This window comes from Brevundimonas pondensis (assembly GCF_017487345.1).
Classification (GTDB): Bacteria; Pseudomonadota; Alphaproteobacteria; order Caulobacterales; family Caulobacteraceae; genus Brevundimonas; species Brevundimonas pondensis.
Genome location: NZ_CP062006.1, coordinates 1,769,783 through 1,794,197 on the forward strand (window position 1 = coordinate 1,769,783; position 24,415 = coordinate 1,794,197).

At 66.7% G+C, this 24,415-nt stretch carries 20 protein-coding genes and 1 tRNA gene; 8 read left to right on the top strand and 13 right to left on the bottom strand.

Annotated elements, in window-relative coordinates; all coding sequences use genetic code 11:
- Window positions 1-33: 33 nt before the first annotated feature.
- The 3 genes from IFE19_RS08775 to dapA all read right to left on the bottom strand — a co-directional run bounded on the left by IFE19_RS08775 (window position 34) and on the right by dapA (window position 3,873).
- Entirely contained in the window at window positions 34-2,418 is a 2,385-nt protein-coding gene (locus tag IFE19_RS08775; RefSeq protein ID WP_207827510.1) for a penicillin-binding protein 1A, read from the bottom strand.
- Between the two features lie 103 nt (window positions 2,419-2,521).
- Complete coding sequence (gene smpB / locus IFE19_RS08780) at window positions 2,522-2,989, bottom strand: SsrA-binding protein SmpB (protein ID WP_105563368.1); 468 nt, start codon at window positions 2,987-2,989, stop codon at window positions 2,522-2,524.
- Entirely contained in the window at window positions 2,989-3,873 is an 885-nt protein-coding gene (dapA, locus tag IFE19_RS08785) for a 4-hydroxy-tetrahydrodipicolinate synthase (protein WP_207827286.1), read from the bottom strand. Before dapA ends, smpB begins: the two co-directional genes overlap by 1 nt.
- Before the next feature lie 118 nt (window positions 3,874-3,991).
- Here dapA and IFE19_RS08790 point away from each other — a divergent pair, with 118 nt between their 5' ends.
- Window positions 3,992-6,022 (top strand): lytic transglycosylase domain-containing protein, encoded by a 2,031-nt coding sequence (locus tag IFE19_RS08790; RefSeq protein WP_225910469.1) that lies wholly within the window; start codon window positions 3,992-3,994, stop codon window positions 6,020-6,022.
- Here the strand turns inward: IFE19_RS08790 and IFE19_RS08795 are convergent.
- From IFE19_RS08795 to IFE19_RS08810, 4 genes are read right to left on the bottom strand one after another with little or no spacing between them, the layout of a single operon-like run.
- Window positions 6,013-6,777: an ABC transporter ATP-binding protein gene (locus tag IFE19_RS08795; RefSeq protein WP_225910212.1), complete on the bottom strand. Its 765-nt coding sequence runs from the start codon at window positions 6,775-6,777 to the stop codon at window positions 6,013-6,015. The two genes, IFE19_RS08790 and IFE19_RS08795, sit on opposite strands and share 10 nt — an antisense overlap.
- Window positions 6,774-7,763 carry a FecCD family ABC transporter permease gene (locus tag IFE19_RS08800; protein ID WP_207821496.1) on the bottom strand — a complete coding sequence of 330 codons (990 nt, stop codon included), beginning with the start codon at window positions 7,761-7,763 and terminating at the stop codon, window positions 6,774-6,776. The genes IFE19_RS08795 and IFE19_RS08800 overlap by 4 nt, the downstream gene beginning before the upstream one ends.
- A complete protein-coding gene (locus tag IFE19_RS08805; protein ID WP_207821498.1) occupies window positions 7,760-8,554 on the bottom strand; it encodes an ABC transporter substrate-binding protein in 795 nt (264 codons plus the stop codon). Before IFE19_RS08805 ends, IFE19_RS08800 begins: the two co-directional genes overlap by 4 nt.
- On the bottom strand, window positions 8,551-9,183 hold the full coding sequence (locus tag IFE19_RS08810) for a TetR/AcrR family transcriptional regulator (protein ID WP_225910213.1): 633 nt from the start codon (window positions 9,181-9,183) through the stop codon (window positions 8,551-8,553). The genes IFE19_RS08805 and IFE19_RS08810 overlap by 4 nt, the downstream gene beginning before the upstream one ends.
- A gap of 120 nt (window positions 9,184-9,303) precedes the next feature.
- On the opposite strand from IFE19_RS08810, the gene IFE19_RS08815 reads away from it, so the two are divergent.
- From IFE19_RS08815 to IFE19_RS08825, 3 genes are read left to right on the top strand one after another with little or no spacing between them, the layout of a single operon-like run.
- A complete protein-coding gene (locus IFE19_RS08815; RefSeq protein WP_207821501.1) occupies window positions 9,304-10,728 on the top strand; it encodes a glycosyltransferase family 2 protein in 1,425 nt (474 codons plus the stop codon).
- A 16-nt stretch (window positions 10,729-10,744) separates the two neighbouring features.
- Window positions 10,745-11,641 carry a class I SAM-dependent methyltransferase gene (locus IFE19_RS08820; protein ID WP_207821503.1) on the top strand — a complete coding sequence of 299 codons (897 nt, stop codon included), beginning with the start codon at window positions 10,745-10,747 and terminating at the stop codon, window positions 11,639-11,641.
- Complete coding sequence (locus tag IFE19_RS08825) at window positions 11,641-12,453, top strand: TrmH family RNA methyltransferase (RefSeq protein ID WP_207821505.1); 813 nt, start codon at window positions 11,641-11,643, stop codon at window positions 12,451-12,453. Before IFE19_RS08820 ends, IFE19_RS08825 begins: the two co-directional genes overlap by 1 nt.
- 147 nt (window positions 12,454-12,600) lie before the next feature.
- On the opposite strand, the gene IFE19_RS08830 is transcribed toward IFE19_RS08825, so the two are convergent.
- Together IFE19_RS08830 and hrpB are read right to left on the bottom strand one after the other, a co-directional pair.
- A complete protein-coding gene (locus tag IFE19_RS08830) occupies window positions 12,601-13,890 on the bottom strand; it encodes an MFS transporter (protein WP_207821507.1) in 1,290 nt (429 codons plus the stop codon).
- 63 nt (window positions 13,891-13,953) lie between these two features.
- Window positions 13,954-16,389, bottom strand: coding sequence for an ATP-dependent helicase HrpB (gene hrpB, locus IFE19_RS08835; RefSeq protein ID WP_207821509.1), 2,436 nt, complete (start codon window positions 16,387-16,389; stop codon window positions 13,954-13,956).
- Window positions 16,390-16,544: 155 nt separating this feature from the next.
- Here hrpB and IFE19_RS08840 point away from each other — a divergent pair, with 155 nt between their 5' ends.
- Both IFE19_RS08840 and IFE19_RS08845 read left to right on the top strand, forming a co-directional pair.
- Window positions 16,545-18,203, top strand: a complete 1,659-nt coding sequence (locus IFE19_RS08840; protein WP_207821512.1) for an amino acid permease — start codon at window positions 16,545-16,547, stop codon at window positions 18,201-18,203.
- A 154-nt stretch (window positions 18,204-18,357) separates the two neighbouring features.
- Window positions 18,358-18,442, top strand: a tRNA-Leu gene (locus IFE19_RS08845).
- Window positions 18,443-18,447: 5 nt separating this feature from the next.
- Here IFE19_RS08845 and IFE19_RS08850 read toward each other — a convergent pair.
- The gene (locus IFE19_RS08850) at window positions 18,448-19,272 is read right to left on the bottom strand and encodes an NAD(P)H-hydrate dehydratase (protein ID WP_207821514.1); all 825 of its coding nucleotides are present in this window, start codon (window positions 19,270-19,272) and stop codon (window positions 18,448-18,450) included.
- A 120-nt stretch (window positions 19,273-19,392) separates the two neighbouring features.
- On the opposite strand from IFE19_RS08850, the gene IFE19_RS08855 reads away from it, so the two are divergent.
- Together IFE19_RS08855 and glnA are read left to right on the top strand one after the other, a co-directional pair.
- Window positions 19,393-19,731 (top strand): P-II family nitrogen regulator, encoded by a 339-nt coding sequence (locus IFE19_RS08855; RefSeq protein ID WP_114817034.1) that lies wholly within the window; start codon window positions 19,393-19,395, stop codon window positions 19,729-19,731.
- Window positions 19,732-19,804: 73 nt separating this feature from the next.
- Window positions 19,805-21,214 carry a type I glutamate--ammonia ligase gene (glnA, locus tag IFE19_RS08860; protein ID WP_105563499.1) on the top strand — a complete coding sequence of 470 codons (1,410 nt, stop codon included), beginning with the start codon at window positions 19,805-19,807 and terminating at the stop codon, window positions 21,212-21,214.
- 131 nt (window positions 21,215-21,345) lie between these two features.
- On the opposite strand, the gene IFE19_RS08865 is transcribed toward glnA, so the two are convergent.
- The 3 genes from IFE19_RS08865 to tpiA form a co-directional block, all read right to left on the bottom strand.
- Window positions 21,346-22,998 carry a CTP synthase gene (locus IFE19_RS08865; protein ID WP_207821516.1) on the bottom strand — a complete coding sequence of 551 codons (1,653 nt, stop codon included), beginning with the start codon at window positions 22,996-22,998 and terminating at the stop codon, window positions 21,346-21,348.
- 121 nt (window positions 22,999-23,119) lie between these two features.
- Window positions 23,120-23,533: a preprotein translocase subunit SecG gene (gene secG / locus IFE19_RS08870; protein ID WP_404822109.1), complete on the bottom strand. Its 414-nt coding sequence runs from the start codon at window positions 23,531-23,533 to the stop codon at window positions 23,120-23,122.
- Window positions 23,534-23,638: 105 nt separating this feature from the next.
- Window positions 23,639-24,388 carry a triose-phosphate isomerase gene (gene tpiA / locus IFE19_RS08875; protein ID WP_207821520.1) on the bottom strand — a complete coding sequence of 250 codons (750 nt, stop codon included), beginning with the start codon at window positions 24,386-24,388 and terminating at the stop codon, window positions 23,639-23,641.
- Between the last annotated feature and the right edge of the window lie 27 nt (window positions 24,389-24,415).

Genomic DNA, 24,415 nt, shown 5'->3' on the forward strand with positions numbered 1-24,415 from the left:
TAGGCGCGCCGTTTAGTCGGCCTAACTAGTGCCTCAGTAAAGTCCGCTCAAGTCCTCAGCGGGCTGCTTCTTCGGCGGCGGCGGGGCGACTGCAGCGGGGGCGGCGGGCGCCGGCGCCTGGGCGGCCTCCTGTTCGCGGCGGATCACATCATTGTAGTTCTGGGGTCCAACCGGCTGAACCGGACGCGGCGCGTCCTCACGGATCTGGCGCTCGGTGCCCGGACGGAAAGCTTCCTCGATACCGTTGACTGTGCGGAAGACAGCATTCTTGGGCCGGACGAAGGGACGCGCCGGGCGCTCTTTCAAGGCGACCTGCATGAAGTCGGTGAAGATAGGCACAGCCGTCGCCGCTCCGGCCTCGCCGCCGCCCAGCGATCGGTTGTCGTCAAAGCCAACGAAAACCCCCACCACGATGTCGCTGGAGAAGCCCACAAACCAGGCCGAGCGGTACTCGTTGGTGGTGCCGGTCTTGCCACCGACCCAGCGCCCCAGGCCGCGTGCGCTGGCGCCCGTGCCGCGCTGGATCACGCCTTCCAGCATGGAGCTGATCTGATAGGCGGTGATGGGATCGATGACCTGCGTGCCGCGGTCCTGCAGACGCGGCGACTCCTGACCGCTGAATCCGCGACCGCAATCGCGGCACTGACGACGGTCGGCGCGGTGGATGGTCTGACCGTTCCGATCCTGGACCATCTCGATCAGATAGGGATCAATCTTGCGACCTCCGTTGACGAAGGCGGCGTAGGCGGCGGTGATCCGATAGGGCGTCGTCTCCCCAGCCCCCAGCGACATGGCCAGGTTGGGCGACATGTCATCGACCACGCCCATCTTCTTGGACAGGTCGACGATGTTTCGCATGCCCACAGCCTGGGCCAGGCGCACAGTCATCACGTTACGCGACAACTCAAGGCCACGACGAAGGGTCTGCGGCCCATAGTACTGGCGGCTGTAGTTCTCAGGCGTCCAGCGACCACCATTGGCGCCGCCCGGGAAGCTGATCGGCGCATCCAGAACAATGCTGGTCGGGTTGAAATCACCTTCCAGAGCCGCGGCATAGACAAACGGCTTGTAGGCCGACCCCGGCTGGCGGCGGGCCTGGGTCGCCCGATTGAAGCTGGACAGGGCGTAGGAATAGCCGCCAACCATGGCCAGGACGCGGCCCGACTGCGGTTCGATGGCCACCAGTGCGCCGTTCACAGCCGGAACCTGCTTCAACGCATACTGGCCGCCACGCGGTTCAACGAAGATCAGGTCGCCGCGTTTCAGGGGTCGGTTGGCGTTGGCCCAGGCGGCGTCCGAGACGATCAGCGAACCCGTGCGGTCGTCCCGCGCCGTGCGAATACGGACATTGTTGCCGCTGACGCTTTCGATGGCCGCCGCCTGCCATGTGCGCCGCTCGGGCGGGGTGTTCTTCTTCAGGGCCTCGGCCTGCCAGCCCGGCGCGAAGTCGGTCGTGCCCCAGGCCCCGCGCCAGCCATGGCGACGGTCGTAGTTCTCGAGCCCGTTCATCAGGGCCTCTCGCGCCGCTGACTGCAACTGCGGGTCCAGCGTCGTGCGCATGTAATAGCCGCCGCGGTTGACCTCTTCCTGACCAAACAGGCCAATGGCGCGACGGCGGGCTTCCTCTACGAAGAAGTCGGCGTCGGCGTACTCGGCCCGGCGCGGAGCCGCGCGCGTGTTCAATGGACGGGCCAACGCCGTGGCCAGGTCTTCCTGCGACAGCCACTTGTTGTCGGCCATCTCGCCCAGAACCCAGTCGCGACGGCCCTTGGCGGCCTCGGGGTGGCGCTTCGGGTTGTAGTTGTTCGGCCCCTTGGGCAGGGCCGCCAGGAAGGCCGCCTCGTCCGGCGTCAGCTGGTTCAGCGACTTGCCGAAATAGTTGTAGGCAGCCGAAGCCACGCCATAGGAGCGATAGCCCAGGTAGATCTCGTTCAGATACAGCTCAAGGATCTGTTCCTTGGTCAGGGTCGCTTCCAGGCGGCTGGAGAGGATCGCCTCCTTCAGCTTGCGGTTCAGGCTGGATTCGTTGGTCAGCAGGACGTTCTTGGCCACCTGCTGGGTAATGGTCGAACCCCCTTCAAGGCGACGTCCCGACAGGACGTTGAAGACGTTCTTGAACATGGCGCGGCCGATGCCGGACACGTCGATGCCGCCGTGCTGGAAGAAGTGGCTGTCTTCCGCCGCCAGGAAGGCGTGGATGACCTGATCCGGCACCTGATCATAGGTGACGTAGATGCGCCGCTCGTCCGAGAATTCACCGATCAGAGTCCCGTCGCCGGCGAAGACGCGAGTCGCCGTCGCCGGACGGTAATCCGCCAGCTCGGACGCATCCGGCATGTCGTGCAGGACCCAGGCCGCATAGATGGCCACGACCAGACCGGCCACGGCGATGCCGCCCAGCAGGGCCACGCCCGCCATAACGAACCAGCGTTCGGCTATCTTCACCGTGAACTCCGCAAGACGCGCCCCAGGAATTGTCGTTTATCGCGCGTCGCGCGCGCCGCAAAGCGGAACCGCAAACTCAGCCCTTGTCGCGCAGCAACCTGGCCTTGTCGCGCTGCCAGTCGCGTTCGGCCGAGGCCTCGCGCTTGTCGTGCAGCTTCTTGCCCTTGGCCAGGGCGATCTCGAGCTTGGCCTTGCCCTTTTCGTTCAGATACAGGCGCACCGGAATGATGGTCCGCCCGTCGCGCTGGACGGCGCCGATCAGCTTGTCGATCTGCTTGCGGTGCAGCAGCAGCTTGCGGTGCCGGCGCGGCTCATGGTTGAACCGGTTGGCCTGCTTGTAGGGCGGGATGTCCGAGTTGATCAGGACGATCTCGCGCCCCTCCACCGCCGCATAGCTCTCGGCGATATTGGCCCGACCGTCTCGCAGCGCCTTGATCTCGGTCCCCAGCAGCTGGATCCCGGCCTCGATATAGTCCTCAAGGAAGTAATCGAAGCGCGCGCGCCGGTTCTCGGCGATCACCTTCTTGGGCGCGTCAGCTGCCATCAGGCGACTCCGGCCGCCGCCATCGCTTGATCAATAGCGGGCTTCACGGCGTCGCGGGTCAGAGACAAGGGCTGACGAACTTCAACGCTGCATAGACCCAGCTTGGCCAGGGCGTACTTGGCCGGCGACGGCGAGTTGTCGAGGAACAGCGCCTTGTGCAGGTCGATCAGTCGGTCCTGCCAGGTCCGCGCCGTGGCGTAGTCGCCGGCCGCGACCGCGTCATACATGGCGACCATGGCTTCCGGCGCGACGTTGGATGTGACCGAGATCACGCCCACGCCGCCGCTGGCCGCATAGCCCAGCCAGGTGGCGTCATCGCCGCTGATCAGGTCAAAGGGACCGTTGATATGGCTCCGCATCCAGCTGACCCGCGAGATGTCGCTGGTGGCGTCCTTGATGCCGACGATGTTCGGATTGTTCGCCAGATGCGCGACCGACTCGTTCGACAGATCAACGCCGCAGCGGCTCGGGACGTTGTACAGGATCATAGGGATCTGAACGGCGTCAGAGATCGTCTCGAAGTGAGCGATCATGCCCTCCTGCGAGGGCTTGTTGTAATAGGGCGTGACCACCAGGGTCGCGTCGGCGCCGACTTCCTTGGCGAAGGCCGACAGCTCGATAGCCTCGTGCGTGGCGTTCGATCCGGCGCCGGCGATGACACGTACGCGACCGGCCGCAATGTTCACGCACTGCTCGATGACGCGCTTGTGCTCGTCCATGCGCAGGGTGGCGCTTTCGCCGGTCGTACCGACCGGCACCACGCCATGGACGCCAGCGGCGATCTGACGTTCCAGGAGTTTTTCAAAAGCCCCTTCGTCCACGTTTCCGTCACGAAGAGGTGTGATCAAGGCGGTGATCACGCCCTTGAACAAGGGGGCGGTCATTGAAACAAGTTACCTGCGCGGTGTTTCGGGCGGCGTGTGTCGCCCTTTTGAAGAGGCAGGGAGCGTAGGTTGCTCGCCGCTCGGCCGCAACCAGTGATGAATGAGGATCGGACATCTGATGATCGCGACGACCGTGGCCGCCGCCCTGGCGATTCTGACTCCGCCGACCCAGGACGTGCTGAACAGCACGCCTGCGCCCTATGCCTCCAGTCAGAATGGCGTCATCAGCGGCCAGGACATGGCCCTGTTCCAGCAAGGTCTCGCCTCGGCCCGCGCCCGCGACGTGATCGGCACGCAGTCGATCATGAGCCGCATTTCCGACCCCACGGCCAGGAAGCTGGTCGAATGGGCCCTGGTCGACACCTCGGACAAGCAGCTTTCCTACGCCGATCTGGCCCGCGCCCAGACCGACCTCGCCAACTGGCCGCGCGGTGATTCGCGCCGGGCCGCAGGCGAACGCGCCCTGAACATGGCCAACGCCTCGCCCGACACGGTCCTTGCCTTCTTCAACAGCACGGCCCCGACGACCGCCGAGGGCGCCATCGCCCTGGCCGGTGCTCTGGAGCAGAAGGGCCAGAGGCGCGAAGCTCAGGCCCTTATCCGCGACTGGTGGCGCACCCGTTCCTTCGAAGAGGCCCAGCAGTCCGCCATCGCCAATCGCTGGAGCGGCTGGCTGAACACCGACGACCACGTCACGCGCCTCAACATGCTGTTGCTCGGCCCGCACGGCCCGGCGACGCGCGCCATGGTCACTATGGTCCCCGCCGACCGTCAGGCCGTGGCCAACGCCGTCACGGCCCTCCGCACCGCTTATTCGCCCGACGCCATCGTCGCTGGCCTGTCGCCTGCCGTCGCCAACGATCCCGCCGTGGTGTTGGAACGGGTGCGTCTGCTACGCTCGGCCGGTCGCCAGTCCGAGGCCTTCCCCCTGCTGTCCGCCCTGCCCGCCGCGCCTTCGCACAAGGAAGGCCAGGACACGCTGTGGAGCGAGCGCCGCAACTACTTCCTGGACGCCCTGCAGCAGGGCAATCCCCGCGCCGCCTACGCCGCCATGAACGGCCACGGCTTCCCCTCGGGCGAACGCAAGGTGGACGCCGAGTTCTTCGCTGGCTGGGTCGCCCTGACCAAGCTGAACGACCCGGCCGCCGCCGCCCAACATTTCGAGATCCTGCGCAACAGTTCCTCGACCCCCATCACCCAGGGCCGCGCCCTTTATTGGTTGGGACGCGCCGCCGAGGCCCGCGGTGACCGGGCCGGCGCTCAGGCTTGGTACAAGGCAGGCGCCGAACACTGGCAGACCTTCTATGGCCAGCTCGCCGCCGAGAAGGCCGGGATCACCACCCTGACCCTGCCCGGCGAACCCGCCCCGACGCCTGAGGACGTCAACCGCTTCGAAGGCAACGAAGTCGTCCGCGCCACGCGGATCCTGGGCGCGGCGGGCGAGAAGACCCTGATGCGGGTCTTCGCCTATCACCTCGACGACACCCTGCCCTCGCCCTACGACCTGACCCAGCTGTTCGACCTGATGCAGGGCTATGGCGACCAGTTCGGCTCCATGATGGTCGGCCGCGCCGCCAGCCAGCGCGGCTTCGTCATGCCCGAGCGGATGTATCCCGTGCGGATGCCGCCCCAGACCTCCGGCGCCGCGCCGCTGGAATTCACCCTGGCCATCACCCGCCAGGAATCCAGCTTCGACCCGCTGGCCCGCTCGCACGCCGACGCGCGTGGCATGATGCAGCTTCTGCCCGCCACGGGTCAGGGCGTGGCGCGCCGCATGGGCATCGGCTACTCGGCGGAACAGCTCTGGGATCCCGACGCCAATATGCGCCTGGGCAGCTATCATCTGGGCGAACTGATCAACAACTTCGGTGGTTCGCCCCTGCTGGCGACGGTCGGCTACAACGCCGGTCCGGCCCGCCCGCCGCAATGGGTGGCCCGCTGCGGCGATCCACGCAGCCGACAGGTCGATCCCATCGACTTCATCGAATGCGCCCCCTTCACCGAAACGCGCAACTACATGATGCGGGTGATGGAGAATATGCAGGTCTATCGCGCCCGCCTGAACGGCGGCTCAGCCCCGCTGACCCCCTCCGCCGACCTGGCGCGCGGCACGCCGCCCAACAACGGTCCGCGCGCCTATCAGCCTTGAGCTATGCGGCGGGCCGCCAACAGCGGCCCGTCTTCTGCCTCCACCCAGCGTCCATCCAGATGGAAAGCTGCGCGCAGCACGGCGGACGACAGGGCCTCGACCGGCGGTCCGTCCGCAACCACCCGGCCGGCATTCAGCACGACCACGCGATCTGCGATCCGCGCCGCCAGAGTCAGGTCATGCAGGCTGACCAGCACGCCCCCGCCCGCATCTGCCCGCGCCCGCAACCGCTCCAGCACCAGAAGCTGCGCATCTGGGTCCAGCCCAGCAATGGGCTCATCCGCCAGCAGCAAGGGCGCCTGAACCACCAGCGCCCGCGCCAGCAGCACCCGCGCCCGCTCGCCGCCGGACATCTCGGCCACGCCGCGTTCGGCCAGATGCCCGGCCCCGACCTCGTCCAGCGCCGCCCTGGCCCTGTCCAACGCCGCAGCCCCCGACAGGAAGGGCGCGCCCAACGCCGCGACCTCAAGCGCCGGCAAATTCCAGGCGATGTGCCGTTCCTGCGGCAGATAGGCCGCCCGCGCTCCGCGTTCGCGCTCGGACAGACGCCGCACGTCTTCGCCGCCCAGTTTGGCCACTCCGCCTTGCAAGGTCGTCAGGCCCAGAGCCGCCCGCACAGCGCTGGACTTGCCCGCCCCGTTCGGCCCGCACAGGGCCACCAGCTCACCCGCCGCAACCGACAGGCTGACCCCGTCCAGCACCGTGGCCGCGCCCATGCGCGCCACGACGCCGTCCAATTCCAGCAAGGCGCTCACAGCCGCCACTCCCGCGCCGCGCGCCAGGCGATCAGGGCGAACAACGGGGCTCCGACAAGGGCCGTGAACACGCCCAACTTCAACTCCTGATCCGTTGGGGCCAGCCGCGCCGCCAGATCGGCCAGCACCAGCATCAGCCCGCCCGCCAGGGCCGAGGGCAGCAGCAACCGCCCCGGATCGCCGCGCACGGCGGCGCGCACCAGATGCGGCGCCGCCAAGCCGACAAAGCCGATCACCCCCGCCACGGCCACCGCCGCCCCCGCCGCGACCGCCGAGGCGATCAGGGCCAGGACCCGCATCCGCCCCATCGACAGGCCCGACGCCCGCGCCGCCTCCTCGCCCAGGGTCAGCATCCGCAGGCCCGGCGACGCCCCCGCCGCAAAGACAGCCGCCACGGCCAGCGCCGGCGCCACCCAGGCCACGTCGATCCAGCTGCGGTTCTGCACCGAGCCCAGCAGCCAGTTCATCACCTCGGCCGAGGCGATAGGCGACGGCGACAGGTTGAAGATCAGGGCCGTCAGCGCTCCCGCAAAGCTCGACAGCGCCACCCCGAACAGGATCAACGCCTCGGGCGCCCGCACCCGCGCAGCGATGGCGACCAGCAGCAGGCCGGCCAGAGCCGCGCCTACCAAGGCCGCGCTCTCGACCAGTCCCGGAATGGCCGCCGCCCCCAGCACAATGGCCCCCGCCGCGCCCAGCGCCGCCGTGGCCGACACGCCCAGCACGCCCGGATCGGCCAGCGGGTTCCTCAGCAGGCCTTGCAGCACAGCCCCCGCCAACCCCAGCGCCGCCCCGACCATCAGGGCGCAGACCGCGCGCGGCGCCCGCACCTGCCACAGCACCTCGCCCGGCCCCGACGCAGGATCGGCCAGGGCCTGCCCATACTGGGCCGCCGACAGAACGGTCTCGCCGAACACCACCGCCCCGACCAGGGCCAGCAGGATCGCCGCCCCCAGCCCGAGGTTCAGGCCCAGATGTCTGTTCATCGCGCGGCCTCCGCCAACAGAGCCGCCGCGTCAGCCACGAACCATGCGGGGCAACTCAACGTCGAAGCCGGCAGGTCCGCCACCGTCCGTCCCCTGGCCGCCCGCTCAACCACCGGATGTCGCCCCGGCCCGCGCCAGTCGGCCCGCCACTGCTGGAAAAAACCCCGCACGAACAAGGCCGGCGGGCTCAGCGCGATTTTTTCGATCCCCAGCGGCTGATAGCCCGGCCCGGTCACGCCGTTGCGAAAGCCCGCCGCCTTGAGGATGGAATCGATCAATGATCCCGCCCCGGTCGTATAGCCGCCCGGCGTGACATAGACGGCCTGACGCCCGCGTCCGCCGCCCGCCGCCTGGGCCAACCGCCGGTCCATATGGGCGATCAGGGCCGCGCCCCGCGCCTCCTGTCCCAAGCCATGCGACACAGACCTGAGGTTCTCTCGGACCCCGGCCATATCGGTTGCGTCGTCGATGTTCAGCACTCGCGTCCCGCGCTTCTCCAACGCCGCCAGCAGGCGCGGCTCGCCCCCCCAGTAACGCACCACGACGTCAGGCTGGAACCCGATGGCCGCCTCCAGCGTGGGCCGGACCCGAAGCCGCCCTTGAGTTGAATGACGCATCCAGGAATCCGGATCGTCCGCTCGCGAAGACACAGCCAGATCGGCCTCGGGCGCCAGGGCCAGAACGTACTGGTCTGCGCACTGATCGAGCGATAGCACCCGCAAAGGACGCGCCTCGGCCACGGCGGGCGCCAGTAGAAGGAGAGCGGCCAGCGCCCCGCAACGCCTGCTCACGACCTCAGCAGCCCCGCGAACAGGGCGTCCAAAGTGACGCGGGTCAGTTCATCCCGGTCCGCCCATTCGAAATAGGGCTTTGTGATTCTCAAGGAGACAATGCCATGACCGCAGGCCCAGATGGCTTGGGCCAGGGTCGTCGGATCGCCTTTCATGCGGCCGGCGGCGACAGCCTGCTCTACAACGGCGACAAAGGCCCGGAACAGTTCAAAGCCGGTTTCCTGCGCCACCGTCTGCGCGCCTTCGCGCGCTTCGACCGGCCGTGTCAGATAGGTCAGACGATAGGCGTTCGGGTTCTCGAATCCGAACCGGATATAGGCCTCGATCATGCGACGCAGGCGCGCCTCTGGCGGCTCATCCTCGATCAAGATCTGCTGATGCGAGGCGATCAGTGCTTCGAACGCGCCGCGGCAAATTTCGTGCAACATCTCGCTCTTGTCGGCGAAATGCATATAGAGCGCTGTTGACGACAAGCCGACCTCATCCGCGATCTTGCGGATCGTCGCCCCCTCGTAGCCGTGCTCGACGAAGATGCTCTCGGCGGCGGCCAGTATCTCTGCGCGCCGGACGTGGCCTTCACCCTTGGGCTTGCGGGCCGAACGCGGCGTTTGGGTCGAGTCGCCGGACAATCCAGAACTCCATGTGGGGGACGACCTCTGCATAGACCGATCCCCGCTGAATCGCCAATCGCTTGCTTTTCAAAGAACGACGGTTCTAGAAAGGCGAAGACATGCAGCGCGAGGGGCCGAATGCATGGACGATCCGAGCAGGTCGTAGACATCTCCGCAACTGCTGACGCGGCCAAGATCACTGCGACGCCGCTACAACTCTTGATAGGAGTAGCTGCTTTTTCTGCAATCGCAGGCTCAGCCCTTTCCTATCCAGCGTTCGGCGCGGGATTTCTGCTTCTCGTCCAGACCGCCTTCCTGATCATGATCCCCTGGCGGCTCGTCACCGTCATGACGAGCCAGGCGCCATCGGCCGAACCACAGATTCTCCTTGAGGACCTGCCGCGCTATTCGATTCTCGTCGCTCTTCATGATGAGGCAGGAATATTGCCGCATCTGATCGAGCGATTGGCGGCGATCGAATATCCGGCGGATCGGCTCGACGGCTATCTGGTCATGGAAGCTCACGACCGGGCTACGATTGACGCCGCCCTTGGCCTGCCTCGCCCCGAGTGGCTGCAGGTCCTTGTGGCGCCGCCAGGAGCGCCGACGACCAAGCCCCGCGCATTGAACTACGCCTTAAGCTTCGCACAAGGCGAGTTTCTCACGATTTACGACGCCGAGGACGATCCTGATCCGCTTCAGTTGCAGGAATCCGTGGCGCGGTTCGCCGCCGCTGACGAACGCCTGGCCTGTTTGCAGGCGCCGTTGCGGATTCGTCGTCGGGGCAAGAACCGTAACGCCTCGCCCTTTCTGGATCGCCAATTCGCCGCCGAGTACGCGGCTCTGTTTGAAATCACCCTGCCAGCCATGGCGCGCCTGGGCCTGCCCTTCCCTCTCGGAGGCACCAGCAATCATTTTCGCATGTCCGCGCTACGTGCTGCCGGAGGATGGGATTCGTGGAACGTAACAGAGGACGCCGATCTCGGATTTCGATTATGGCGGCAAGGCTGGCGTCTGGGCGTGCTCAGCCGTCCGACCTATGAAACGCCGCCAGGTCAGCTACTTCACTGGCTGCCGCAACGCACACGATGGCTGAAGGGATACATGCAGACCCTTTTTGTCCATACACGGTCATCACATGGCATGGGCTGGCGCGGCTGGACCGCCTTGAGCCTGACGCTGGGGGCCGCCCTGACCTCGGCGGCGCTGCACGCCCTGTCTGTTGCGTCCTTTGGCGTATTCTTCCTTCTAGCCTTGTTGGCCCGCCGCATGCCGGAAGCACCTTGGTTGGGTCTTGGCGTCCTGCTGTGCGGCGCAGCGGCGGCCATCCTGACGACGGTGATCGGCGCCCGGCGTGCGGGAACGCCCTTCGGTGTCTGGGACATGGCGCGAATTCCGCTCTATTGGTCATTACTCAGCCTGGCCTTCGTCCACGCCGCCGTTCGACTGATCGTTGAGCCCCATCGCTGGGACAAGACCGCCCATCAGCCCGACATTCCCCACGAAGACCTGAGTCCGACGCTGCCTCCAATGGCCGTCGAGTCTGGACGAGCAGCCGCCTGAGCGCCTATCAGCGCGCATGGCTCCGGTTCTTTCCTCCTCACCCGAAACCCTCGTCACACGAGGCTGGTCCGACTACGCCCTGCTCGACTGCGGCGATGGCCGCAAACTGGAGCGCTATGGCCGCTACACTGTCGTTCGACCCGAACCACAGTGTTTCTGGAAGGCGCATGACGAAAGCGCCTTCGAGCGCGCCAACGCCATGTTCGATCCCCAGCAGGAGGAAGAGGATTCCGGCCGCTGGCGCTTCGACGCCCACGGCCCCATCGACGCCTTCCCGCTGAAATGGCGCGACGTGCGCTTCATGGGACGGTTCACCCCCTTCCGGCACCTGGCCTTCTTCCCTGAACAGGCGGCCAACTGGGAATGGCTGGACGCCCGCGTCCGCACCCTCGAGCAGCCGAAGATCCTGAACCTGTTCGGCTATACCGGCGTGGCCAGCCTGGCCTGCTCGGCGGCGGGCGCGCACGTGACCCACGTCGACGCGTCGAAGAAGTCGGTCGCTTATGCCCGTGAGAACGCCGAGCTGTCGGGCCTGTCCGATCGCCCGATCCGCTGGCTGGTGGAGGACGCCCGCAAGTTCGTGGCTCGCGAAGTGCGGCGCGGCAGCAAGTATGACGGCATCATCCTGGACCCACCCAAGTATGGTCGCGGCGCCAACGGCGAGGTCTGGCGCCTCTTCGAAGACATGCCCGAGTTGTTGAAGGACTGCGCGTCCCTGTTGTCCGACGACGCTTCCTTCCTGTTGCTGAACGCCTACGCGGCGCGGATCTCCGGCCTGTCTCTGGCCCACATGATGGCCGAGGCGACCCATGATCGCGGCGGGCGCATCGACTGGGGCGAACTGGCCCTGTCCGAGGACGGCCCCGACGCCCGCGCCATCGGCCTCAGCTTCTTCGCCAGGTGGAGCGCCTGATGACCGAGCGCCTCATCACCTCCCTGACCAATGACACCATCAAGGCCGTCCGCGCCCTGCATATGCGTAAGGAACGCGAGGCCACGGGCTGCTTCCTGGCCGAGGGTCTGAAATTCATCGGCGAGGCCCTGGACCAGGGTCGCGCCCCGACCATGCTGCTGGTCGGCGACGAGGCCCGTCCTCACCCCCTGCTGGACCGCGCCAAGGCCGAGACGATCAAGGCCGGCGGCCAGATCATCGTCGTCACCCACGCCATCCTCGAAAAGATCAGCCGTCGCGACAATCCGCAGACGGTGCTGGGCGTGTTCGAGCAGGTCTATACCCCGCTGGACGCCATCCAGCCCGAGGCCAAGCCCTGCTGGGTGGCGTTGGAGCAGGTGCGCGATCCGGGTAATCTGGGCACCATCATCCGCACGGCGGACTCCGCCGGCTGTGGCGGGGTCATCCTGATCGGCGACTGTGTCGATCCTTTCTCGGTCGAGGCCGTGCGCGCCACCATGGGCTCGGTCTTCGCCGTGACCATCAGCAAGGCGTCGCGTGAGGAATTCCTGGCCTGGCGCGCCAAATGGCCAGGCAGCGTCATCGGCACCCGTCTGGATGCGAAACACGGCTATCGCGACAGCCCCGTGCGCCATCCGGCCCTGATCATGATGGGCAATGAACAGGCCGGGCTGACCGATGAACTGGCCGCCGCCTGCGATCTGAACGTCAAGATCCCCATGCGAGGCCGGGCCGACAGCCTGAACCTGGCCGTCGCCACCGGCGTCATGGTCTATGCCGTAACCGACGCGGCCTACGGCGAGAGCCTCTGAGGGGGCCTACCCCGCCCCCGTCATCCTCGGCCTTGTGCCGAGGATCCAGAAACACATCGCTCTGTGGCGAACCTCGACGCCTGACATGGCCGACGTCGAGGTTATGGACCCTCGGCACAAGGCCGAGGATGACGGAAGAACGGGAGCTTAAATCTCCCCGTCCGTCCTGATCCGTCCCATACCCAGCAGGGCCAGGATGGTCAGGACGGCGGCGACGGCCAGATAGGCGCCCACGGCCTGCAAGCCGTAACGCCCCGCCAGCCAGGTCGCCGCGAACGGCGCCAGAGACGCCCCCAGAATCCCCGCCAGATTGAAGGTCATCGACGCGCCCGTATAGCGCACCGCCGTCGGGAAGGGCCGCGCCAGCGCCGCGCCCAGCGGGCCATAGGTACAGCCCATCAGGCTGAAGCCGATGATGAAGAAGGCCACGACGCCGGCCAATCCGCCGCTGCCGAACAAGGGCGCCAGCGCCAGCCCGAACAGGGCGATGGCGATAGACGTGACCAGCAGGGTCCGCCCCTGCCCCCAGCGATCCGCCGCCAGCGCCGCCAGCGGAATGAACAGGCCGAAGAAGCAGACGCCCAGAAGTTGGATCGGCAGGAACTGCTCGCGGGTATAGCCCATCGCTGTCGTCCCCCATCCCAGGGCGAAGACCGTCATCAGGTAGAAGAGGACAAAGGTCGCCATCCCCGCCAGCGTCCCCGTCAGCAGGGCGAACTTGTGCCGCGCCAGCAGGGTCAGGATCGGCGTCTCGACCCGCTCAGCCTTGTCGATGGCGGTCTTGAACGCGGGCGTCTCGGTAATCCGCAGCCGGACCCAAAGGCCAACGAAGACCAGCAGCGAACTGGCGATGAAGGGAATGCGCCAGCCCCAGGCCAGGAACTGTTCGTTCGGCAGGGCCGCCGTCAGGATGATGAAACTCAGGGTCGACAGGATGAAGCCTATCGGCGCGCCCAGTTGCGGGAACATGCCGTACCAGGCCTTCTTGCCCGGCGGCGCGTTCTCGGTCGCCAGCAGCACGGCGCCACCCCACTCGCCGCCCAGCCCCAGGCCCTGACCGAACCGGCACAGGGCCAGCAGCAAGGGCGCGATCACGCCGACGGAATGCCAGGTCGGCAGCAGGCCGATCGCCACCGTCGACAGCCCCATGGTCATCAGGGCCGCGACCAGGGTCGCCTTGCGCCCCACCTTGTCGCCGAAGTGGCCGAAGACGACGGCGCCCACGGGCCGCGCGAAGAAGGCGATGGAGAAGGTCGCGAAGGACGACAGCATGGCCGTCGTCGCGTCCTCGCCCGGAAAGAACAAGGCCGGAAACACCAGCACCGCCGCCGTGGCGTAGATGTAGAAGTCAAAGAACTCGATCGTCGTGCCGATCAGGCTGGCGAACAGAATTCTCCGCTTGGAGGCGGCAGGCGGTAAGATATCAGCGTCGGTCAAGAGAAATCCTTGCAATAGTGCAAGGTCTTTGCGGCGCGCCGCCGCCCGGCGTCAAGCTGAGCCTTAGGTGCCGCGCGGCTTGGCCCGGCTGGTCGGGGCGGCATTGGCAGGATCTTCCGGCCACGGGTGACGCGGATATCTCCCCCGCATCTCGCTACGCACCGCCGCCCATGATCCGGCCCAGAAGCCCGGCAGGTCCCTCGTCACCTGCACCGGCCTTCGTGCGGGCGACAGCAGGCTAAGCGTCAGCGGAACCCGACCGCCGCCGACCATCGGATGCGTCTTCACCCCGAACAGCTCCTGCACCCGGATCTCGACGCGCGGCCCGCCCTCGGCGGCGTAGTCGATGGAGGCCGAACCCAGCGGCGTGGCCAGTCGCGGCGGCCCCAGTTCATCCAGCTTGCGCTGCAAATCCCACGGGATCAGACCGCGCAGGGCCTCGGCCAGCTTGCCGTCGCCGATGTCGCCCAGCGACCGCGCCCCGTCCAGCAGCGGCCACAGCCAGTCTTCGCGCAGCGCCAGCAAGCCCTCGTCCGACACGTCGGGCCAGTTGGCGTCCAGGCCGTGCAGGAAGGCCAGCCGCGCCCGCAGCGCCCCCGCCTGCTCGCCCCAGTTCAGCGCCGACAACCCGCCCGCCTCGACCTCGGATTTCAGCGCCGCCGTCATGGTCGCCCGATCCGGCGCGCCGACGACCTTTTCGTCCAGCACCAGGGCGCCGACGCGCCGGATGCGGCGGATCACCGGCTTGCCCGACGGCTCTCGCGCCAGCCGGTCCTCGACCTCGATCCGGTGCGCCAGATCGGCCTCCAGCGTCGTCGCGTCCAACGCCGCCGCCAGCCGGATACGGTCGCGCGCATCCCCGCCGCCCAGTTCCGCCACCGCCAGCCAGGGCTCGCGCGCCATGTGCTCGGTCGGATCGAGGAAGGCCCCGCGCCCCGAGGCCAGCAGCACCTCGCCCGGCTTGCCCCGCGCCCGCGCGATCCGCTCGGGGAAGGCCTCGGCCAGCAACAGGCCCGCATCCGCCTCTCCGCCAGCCCCGCCGCCCGCCGCCCGCGCCCAGCGCTCGGCCAACTTCATGGCGTCCCGCGCCCTAGGCGAACGGTCCCGCTCCATCCCCTTCAAACGGTCGTGCAGGTCGACAGCGTTCCCGCCCAGCCCCGGCTCGCTCAGCACCGCCGCGATCTTCGCCCCACTCAGGGCGTCATCCTGATCCGAGGCCACGGCGACCATATGCGCCAGGCGCGGCGGCAGAGGAATCCGGGTCAGCCGCCGCCCGTGCGCCGTCAGGTCGCCCTTGGCGTCCAGCGCCCCCAAGCGGGTCAGCACCTTCCTCGCCTCGGCCAGAGCCCCGGCCGGCGGCGGGTCCAGCAGGGCCAAGCCCTCGACCGACTTCGCTCCCCATCGCGCCAGATCCAGCGCAAAGGCGGTCAGATCGGCTTCCTGAATTTCCGGCCGCTGATGCGGCACCAGACCGCGCGTCTGTTCCTCGTCCCACAGGCGATAGCAGACCCCCGGCTCGACCCGCCCCGCGCGACCCCGCCTCTGCTCGGCCGACGAGCGGCTGACCTTGACCGTGGCCAGTCGGGTCAGACCGCTGGACGGCTCGAACCGCGGCACGCGCGACAGCCCCCCATCGATCACCACCCGCACGCCCTCGATCGTCAGGCTGGTTTCCGCCACCGAGGTCGCCAGCACCACCTTGCGCCGTCCCGACGGGGCTGGCTCGATGGCCCGGTCCTGCTCGCCCTTGTCCAGCGCGCCGTAGAGGGCGACCACATCGACCGACGGATCGCGCAGCCGCTCGTTCAGTCGCTGGACCGTGCGGTGGATCTCGCCCTGCCCCGGCAGGAAGACCAGCACCGACCCCGTCTGCTCGCCCAGCGCCAGCATCACCGCCCGCGCCACGGCGTCCTCGAATCGCTCGGCGGTGTTGCGGCCCAGATAGAGGGTCTCGACCGGGAACATCCGCCCCTCGGCCTCGATGACGGGGGCGCCGTTGAGAAGTCTGGACACCCCCGCGATATCCAGCGTCGCCGACATGACCAGCAGCCGCATGTCGTCGCGCAGCACCGACTGGCTCTCGCGCGCCAACGCCAGCCCCAGGTCGGCGTCCAGACTGCGTTCGTGGAATTCGTCGAACAGGACCGCGCCGACGCCTTCCAGCCCCGGATCGTCGAGAATCATCCGCGTGAAGACGCCCTCGGTGATGACCTCGATCCGCGTCTCAGGCCCGATCCGGCTTTGCAGACGGGTGCGATAGCCCACCGTGCCGCCCGCCTTCTGGCCCAGCGTCGCCGCCATCCGGTCCGCCGCCGCCCGCGCCGCCAGTCTTCGCGGCTCCAGCACCAGCACCTTTTGATCGCCCAGCCAGGCCTGATCCAGCAGGGCCAAGGGCACGACCGTGGTCTTGCCCGCCCCCGGCGGGGCGGCCAGAACGACCGCGGTGGTCGTGCTCATCGCCGCTTTCAGCGGCTCCAGGACGGCGTGAATCGGCAGCATCACATGGGCTCTAGCCGCAACGCCCCGGGTCACGAAAGCGTCGTCATCGCTTCATCCAATCGAAACCGCGTTGCGCGCGGCCCTTCGGATGGTTAGCGTCCCGGCCCAAGAAGACGACCCGGGAGGGGTCGTTGCGTAATTGGGGGCGCGACTTCATGTCCGCAGACGGCGTAAAGCCAGCCGGCAACCGGCTATTCCTTAAAAAGTCCATTGCTCAGATCCAGAAAGAGGCCGCCAAGAGCGAGCTGAAACGGACCCTGGGCCCGATGAACCTGATGAGCCTGGGGATCGGAGCCATTATCGGCGCCGGTATCTTCGTGCTGACGGGTCAGGTCGCCTCGGCGCACGCCGGCCCGGCCATCATGTTCTCCTTCGTCATCGCCGGCATCGCCTGCGGTCTGGCGGGCCTCTGCTATGCGGAACTGGCTTCGACCATGCCGGTTTCGGGTTCGGCCTACACCTACGCCTACGGCACCCTGGGCGAGGTCTTCGCCTGGGTCATGGGCTGGCTGCTGGTGCTGGAATACGGCGTCGCGGCCTCGACCGTGGCGGTCGGCTGGTCCGGCTATGTCGTGTCGATCCTGAACGACTTCGGCCTCAGCGCCAGTCTATTCCCGACAATAAGTTTCGCGGGTGGCGAAGGTCCCCAGTGGGCGACGCCCCTGATCCAGTATGTCGCCAGCGGACCTGATGCAGGCTTCCCGATGACGGGCACTTTCAACCTCGTCGCCGCTATCGGCATCGCCGCCGTTTGCGGCCTGCTGGTCCTGGGCGTGTCGGAATCGGCGAACATCAACAACGCCATCGTCGTCATCAAGATCATCGTCCTGCTGACCTTCATCGCGGTGGGCATCCAGTACATCAACCCGGCCAACTGGCAGCCCTTCATCCCGGCCCAGGGCGACAGCTGGGACCAGTTCGGCGTTGGCGGCATCTTCCGCGGCGCGTCGATCATCTTCTTCGCCTACGTCGGCTTCGAGGCCGTCTCGACCGCTGCGGCCGAGGCCAAGAACCCGTCCAAGGACGTGCCGGTCGGCATCCTGGGCGCCTTGTTCGTCTGCACCCTGATCTACATGGCCGTGGCTGCTGTCATGACCGGCGTGGTTCCCTACCTGGAACTGGCTTCGCCGGCTCCGATCGCCGTCGCCATCGACCGCATGGGTCTGGAATGGGCCAATGTGCCGCTGGCGGCTGCGCCGAACGGCCACCTGAACCTGATCGCGTTCCTGATCAAGATCGGCGCCGTCACCGGCCTGTCCTCGGTCATGCTGGTGCTCTGCTACGGCCAGACGCGCATCTTCTACACCATGGCCCGCGACGGCCTGCTGCCGAAGGTGTTCGCCACCATCCACCCGAAGTTCCGCACCCCGTGGATCGGCACCATCCTGCTGGGCATCGTGATCGCTATCGCGGCCTCCTTCCTGCCGATCTCGATCCTCGGCGACCTCGTGTCGCTGGGCACGGCCACGGCCTTCGCCATCGTCTGCCTGTCGGTCATCGTCCTGCGCATCAAGCATCCGGAGATGGAGCGTCCGTTCAAGGTTCCGGGCGGCATCGTCACCGCCGTTCTGGGCATCCTGGCCTGCCTGGCGCTGGCCTCGTTCAACTTCATCCCCATGGTTCAGCACGCCCTGAACGACAACCCGCTGCCCCTGACCATCCTGGGCATCTACGCGGTCGTCGGCGCCCTGATCTACGGCCTCTACGGCTTCGCCCACTCGAAGCTGGCCAAGGGCATCGACATCACCGAAGACACCACGCTGGAAACGGCTGTGGAGGCTCTCGGCCACGGCGTCGACAACAAGAAGGACTGATCCCTGGATCAGTCCCCTCGGCCTCAAGCATCGCAAGCGCGATAGGCCAAAAAAGAGAAAGGCCCCGGATTGCTCCGGGGCCTTTTTTCATGCCGGCGGCCAATGGCCGATTGCCCAAGCCCGCGCTCTCGCTTACAGGCATCCGCCTACCTGTGCGGATGTGGCGGAACTGGTAGACGCACCAGATTTAGGTTCTGGCGCCGAGAGGCGTGGAGGTTCGAGTCCTCTCATCCGCACCATAGGCTCAGCCGGGATAGAGCCCAGCCAGCACCCCAGGGATCAGTCCCGGCAGGTCTTCGGCGATCAACCCCGGTCCGAACCGTCCCGCCGCATCCGCGTGCATCCATACCGCCGCACAGGCCGCGTCGAAGCTGTCCATGTGCTGGGCCAACAGTCCGCCGATCATCCCTGCCAGAACGTCGCCGCTGCCCGCCGTCGCCAGCCAGGGCGCGCCGTTGCCGTTGACGACGCAGCGCCCGTCCGGCGCCGCGATGACGGTGGCGCTGCCCTTGAGCACCACAACGCACCCCACTCGCTCTGCAGCCTCTATTGCCGCCGCCTCGCGCCCCTTGGCCAGAAGGCCTGGGAACAGCCGCTCGAACTCGCCTTCATGCGGCGTCAGCACGTCGTCGCGGTCCAGACAGGCGAACAGGTCGCCGGGCCGGTCACGAAACAGGGTCAGGGCGTCCGCGTCGATCACCAGGGCCGCTCCGGTCCGCGCCAGGGCCGCGACATTGGCCGCTGTCGCATCGGTAAGACCTGCAGCGGGCCCGATGACCACAGCGTCCATCGGTTGGGCTAGCTCCGCCAGTTGATCTCCCGACACGAAGCTGGCCAACATGACCGCTTCGAGCGTCGGAGCCAGAACGGGCGCCGCATCCGGCGGACAGAACAACTTCACCAGACCCGCGCCGATTCTCAGGCCCGCCCGCGCGGCCAGCCTGGCCGCACCGGTCGACAGAGCGCCGCCGGACACCACCCCGAGACGGCCGCGCGCATGCTTGTGCGCCTCTGCGCCGGGCCAGGGCAGCCGGCCTTGCCATGTCATGGGGTCGTTGATCGGGTTCATGATCGAATTCCGTTCACGGATGGCCTCTACGCACGAAAATTGCTTGCCTTATTGTGCAATGCAATGTCCCTTTACCCCCCGAGCGTCGGACCAACCAAGGGAGCCGGCTCGGGACTCGCCATGAAGAAGATTGAAGCCGTCATCAAGCCGTTCAAGCTGGATGAAGTGAAAGACGCTCTCCAGGACATCGGGGTGCAGGGGATGACTGTGCTGGAGGCCAAGGGATACGGCCGTCAGAAGGGTCATTCCGAGCTCTATCGCGGCGCCGAGTACGTCATCGACTTCCTGCCCAAGATCAAGATCGAGGTCGTCGTGGCCGATGATCTGGCTCCCGCCGTCATCGACGCCATCCAGACCGCCGCCCGCACCGGCAAGATCGGCGACGGAAAGATCTTCGTCTCCGCGTTGGAAGACGTGATCCGTATCCGCACCGGCGAAACCGGCGCCCAGGCTATCTGACCCCACCACCACGGCCGTCCCGCAAGGGCGGCCGCTTTTCGTTTCTCCTCCCCGAACTGACAGGACTTCGAGAATGAGCGCCGCCCAAAAGATCCTTCAAGAGATCAAGGAAAAAGACGTCCAGTACGTCGATATCCGCTTCACCGACACGCGCGGCCGCCTGCAGCACGTGACCTTCGACATCGACATGGTCGATGAGGAGTTCCTGGAAGAAGGCACCATGTTCGACGGCTCGTCGATCGCGGGCTGGAAGGCCATCAACGAGTCCGACATGCTGCTGAAGCCGGACCTGACGCGCGCCTACATCGACCCCTTCTATCAACAGACCACGCTCTTCCTGTTCTGCGACGTCCTCAGCCCCGACACGGGCGAACCCTACAACCGCGACAGCCGCTCGATGGCCAAGAAGGCCCTGGCCTATGTTCAGTCCTCGGGCGTGGGCGATGTGGTCTATTTTGGCCCGGAAGCCGAGTTCTTTATCTTCGACGACGTGCGCTGGAACACCGCTCCGCACAACACCGGCTACAGCTTCGACTCGATCGAACTGCCGTCCAACACCGGGGCTGAATACGCCGAGGGCAACCTGGGCCACCGTCCGGGCCACAAGGGCGGCTACTTCCCCGTCAACCCGGTCGACTCGGCCCAGGACCTGCGCGGCGAAATGCTGGGCGTGATGAAGGACCTGGGCATGGACCCGGAGAAGCATCACCACGAGGTCGCCCCGGCGCAGCACGAACTGGGCCTGAAGTTCAGCGACCTGCTGACCATGGCCGACCGCCTGCAGCTCTACAAATACGTGATCCACAACGTGGCCGCCGCCTACGGCAAGTCGGCGACCTTCATGGCCAAGCCCATGTTCGCCGACAACGGCTCGGGCATGCACGTCCACATGTCGATCTGGAAGGACGGCAAGCCCCAGTTCGCCGGCGACAAGTACGCCGGGCTGTCGCAAGAGTGTCTGTGGTACATCGGCGGCATCATCAAGCACGCCAAGGCCATCAACGCCTTCGCCAACTCGACCACCAACTCCTACAAGCGCCTGGTGCCCGGCTATGAAGCCCCGGTGAAGCTGGCCTATTCGGCCAGCAACCGTTCGGCCTCGATCCGCATCCCGCACGTCTCGTCGCCCAAGGCCAAGCGTCTGGAAGCCCGTTTCCCCGACCCGATGGGCAACCCCTACCTGACCTTTGTCGCTCTGCTGATGGCTGGCCTTGACGGCATCGAGAACCGCATCGATCCGGGCGCCGCCGCCGACAAGAACCTCTACGATCTTCCGCCGGAAGAGCGCGGCTCGATCCCCGAGGTCGCCGGTTCGCTGAAGGAAGCTCTGGAAGCCCTCGACGCCGACCGCGCCTTCCTCAAGAAGGGCGGCGTCATGGATGACGACTTCATCGACAGCTACATCGCGCTGAAGTCGGAAGAGGTCGCCCGTCTGCAGTTGCACCCGCACCCGGTCGAATTCGACATGTACTACAGCTGCTGATCCCTGGATCAGTCTGACGATCAAGGCGCCGAGCGGAAACGCTCGGCGCCTTTTTCTTTCTTAAGATCAAACAACAAAAAAGCCCGGCGCTTGTACGCCGGGCCCTTCCTGTCCTTGGACGCCAGAGCCCGTCAGACCAGACGGCTCTGCACCACGGCGGCGCCTATGAAGCTGGCGAACAGCGGGTGTGGCTTGAACGGGCGGCTCTTCAGCTCCGGATGGTACTGCACGCCGATGAACCAGGGATGGTCCGGACGCTCCACCGTTTCCGGCAGGACGCCGTCAGGCGACAGGCCGGCAAAGACCAGGCCCGCCTTTTCCTCGATCGCGTCACGGTAGTTGATATTCACCTCGTAGCGGTGACGGTGACGCTCGCTGATCTCGGTCGCGCCATAGATCTCGGCGATCCTGGAGCCCGCCTTGAGCGTCGAGTCATAGGCGCCCAAACGCATGGTGCCACCCAGATCGCCACCCTGCTGACGCAGCACGCGCTGGTTGCCTTGCGTCCATTCGGTCATCAGGCCGACGACGGGTTCGTCGGCAGGGCCGAACTCGGTCGAGGTCGCCTTGGGGAAGCCCGCCAGATTCCGCGCCGCCTCGATCACGGCCATCTGCATGCCGAAGCAGATACCGAAGTAAGGAATATTGCGCTCACGGGCGAAACGCGCCGCCTCGATCTTGCCCTCGGCGCCGCGCTCGCCGAAGCCGCCGGGGACCAGGACCGCATGCGCGCCCGCCAGACGGGTCTCGCAAGCCTCAGGATCGCCCTCAAAAGTGTCGGCCTCAACCCAGTCGATGTTGACCTTGACGTTGTTGGCCACGCCGCCGTGATGCAGCGCCTCGATCAGGGACTTATAGGCGTCCTTGAGCACGGTATATTTGCCGACCACGGCGATGGTGACTTCGCCGTCCGGGTGCAGACGACGGCGCACGATCTCTTCCCAGCCGGTCAGATCGGGCTGGGGGGCATCGGTGATGCCGAAGTGGGCCAGGACTTCGCTGTCCAGCCCTTCGCGGTGATAGTCCAGCGGCACGGCGTAGATGTCGGCTGAGTCCATGGCCTGGATCACGCCGCTTTCGCGCACATTGCAGAACTGGCCGATCTTGCGCTTTTCCTCGGCCGGGATCGGCTGTTCACAGCGGCACAGCAGGATATCCGGCTGGATGCCGATGGAGCGCAGTTCCTTGACCGAGTGCTGGGTCGGCTTGGTCTTCATTTCGCCAGCCGTCTTGATGAACGGCAGCAGAGTCAGATGGACGAAGCAGGACTGGCCGCGCGGCAGATCCTGGCCCAGCTGGCGGATGGCCTCGAAGAAGGGCAGGCCCTCGATGTCCCCGACGGTGCCGCCGATCTCGACCAGAACGAAGTCCACGTCCTCGCCGTCATCGGTCTTGGCCGGGCTGAGGCAGAACTGCTTGATCTGGTCAGTGACGTGCGGGATCACCTGAACGGTGGCGCCCAGGTAGTCGCCACGACGCTCCTTCTCCAGGATGGTCGAATAGATGCGGCCCGTCGTGACGTTGTCCGACTTGGCGGCCGAAACGCCCGTGAAGCGCTCATAGTGGCCCAGATCGAGGTCGGTCTCGGCGCCGTCGTCGGTCACGAAGACCTCGCCGTGCTGATAGGGGCTCATCGTCCCCGGATCGACGTTCAGATAGGGGTCCAGCTTACGCAGACGGACCTTGTAACCTCGTGCCTGCAAAAGAGCGCCGAGAGCGGCGGAGGCGAGGCCTTTTCCTAGCGAGGAAACCACGCCGCCGGTGATGAACACATAGCGAGCCATGGGCGGACACCTTACTCCATGATTCGCGGCGGGAGCATGGCCCGACGCAAAACATCTGTTGAACAAAAGAAGAAAGCGCGCCCTGCGGCGCGCTTTCGGGGATTTCGTATCTGTCGGCGGCTTACTGCGCCGGTGCGGGCGCCGGGGCCGGAGCGGAAGCGGCCGGGAGGCTGGCTTCCAGATCGTCCAGCGACGGGGCGACCGGTGCGGTCGGCGTCGGAGCAGCCGGTTCAGCCGGAGCCGTCTGCTGCTCATTGCCCACGGCGATGGCTCCGACGGCGTCGGCGTCGATCACCGAACGCGAACCGCGAGCAAAGTTGCCGGCGATGGTCAGGCTGATGGCGCAAACAAAGAAGGCGATGGCCAGGATCGACGTGGCCCGCGTCAGCAGGTTGCCCGCGCCGCGCGCGGTCATGAAGCCCGACGGGCCTCCGCCCATGCCCAGGGCGCCGCCCTCGGAACGTTGCAGCAGGATCACGGCCGTCAGGGCGACCGAGATCAGGATCATGGCGACGAGCAAGATGGTCTGGAGCATGGTGTCAATCATGTGGGCGCGCAGATGCGCCGATCAAGCGGCGGCGTCTAACACCGATGCGGGACCGGGGCAAACGCCGAACGAACTGTGGCTCGAAATCCTCGTCTAGACGGCGCGGATAATGCCCAGGAAATCCTCGGCCTTCAGCGAGGCGCCGCCGACCAGAGCGCCGCCGACGTCAGCCACAGCCAAAATCTCGGCGGCGTTCGACGGCTTGACCGAGCCGCCATAGAGGATGGGCGCGACACGACCGCCCTCACCCAGCTTGGCCACCATCGCGGCGCGCACGGCGGCATGGACTTCTTCGATCTGTTCCAGCGTCGGCGTAAGGCCCGTGCCGATGGCCCAGACCGGCTCATAGGCGACCGCGAAAGCCTTGCCCGACAGCGACGGCGGCAGCGAACCGGCCACCTGACGGCTGACGACGGCGATCGCCTGCCCTGCTTCGCGCTCGGCCAGGGTCTCGCCGATGCAGATGATGGGCTCCAGACCCGCGGCCAGCGCCGCCTCGACCTTGGCGGCGACATCGGCGTCCGTCTCGCCAAAACCGGCGCGGCGTTCCGAGTGGCCAAGAATCACCAGATCGGCTCCCGCATCAGCCACCATGGCGGCGGACACCGATCCGGTGAAAGCGCCCGAAGCCTCCGCATGGCAGTCCTGACCACCCAGTTCGACAGGGGTGTCAGCCAGAACACGCGCCATCCGATCAATCAGGGTCGCAGGCGGACACAGGGCCACGCGACAGGCTGCGGCCTGTTCCTGCAAGGCTTTCGCCAGAGCCTCAGCCTCGCCCAGGCTCGCGCCCAGACCGTTCATTTTCCAGTTGCCGGCGACCAGCTTCACAGATTGTTTCATGGGGCCTCTTTAGGCGCCGTTGTCGCG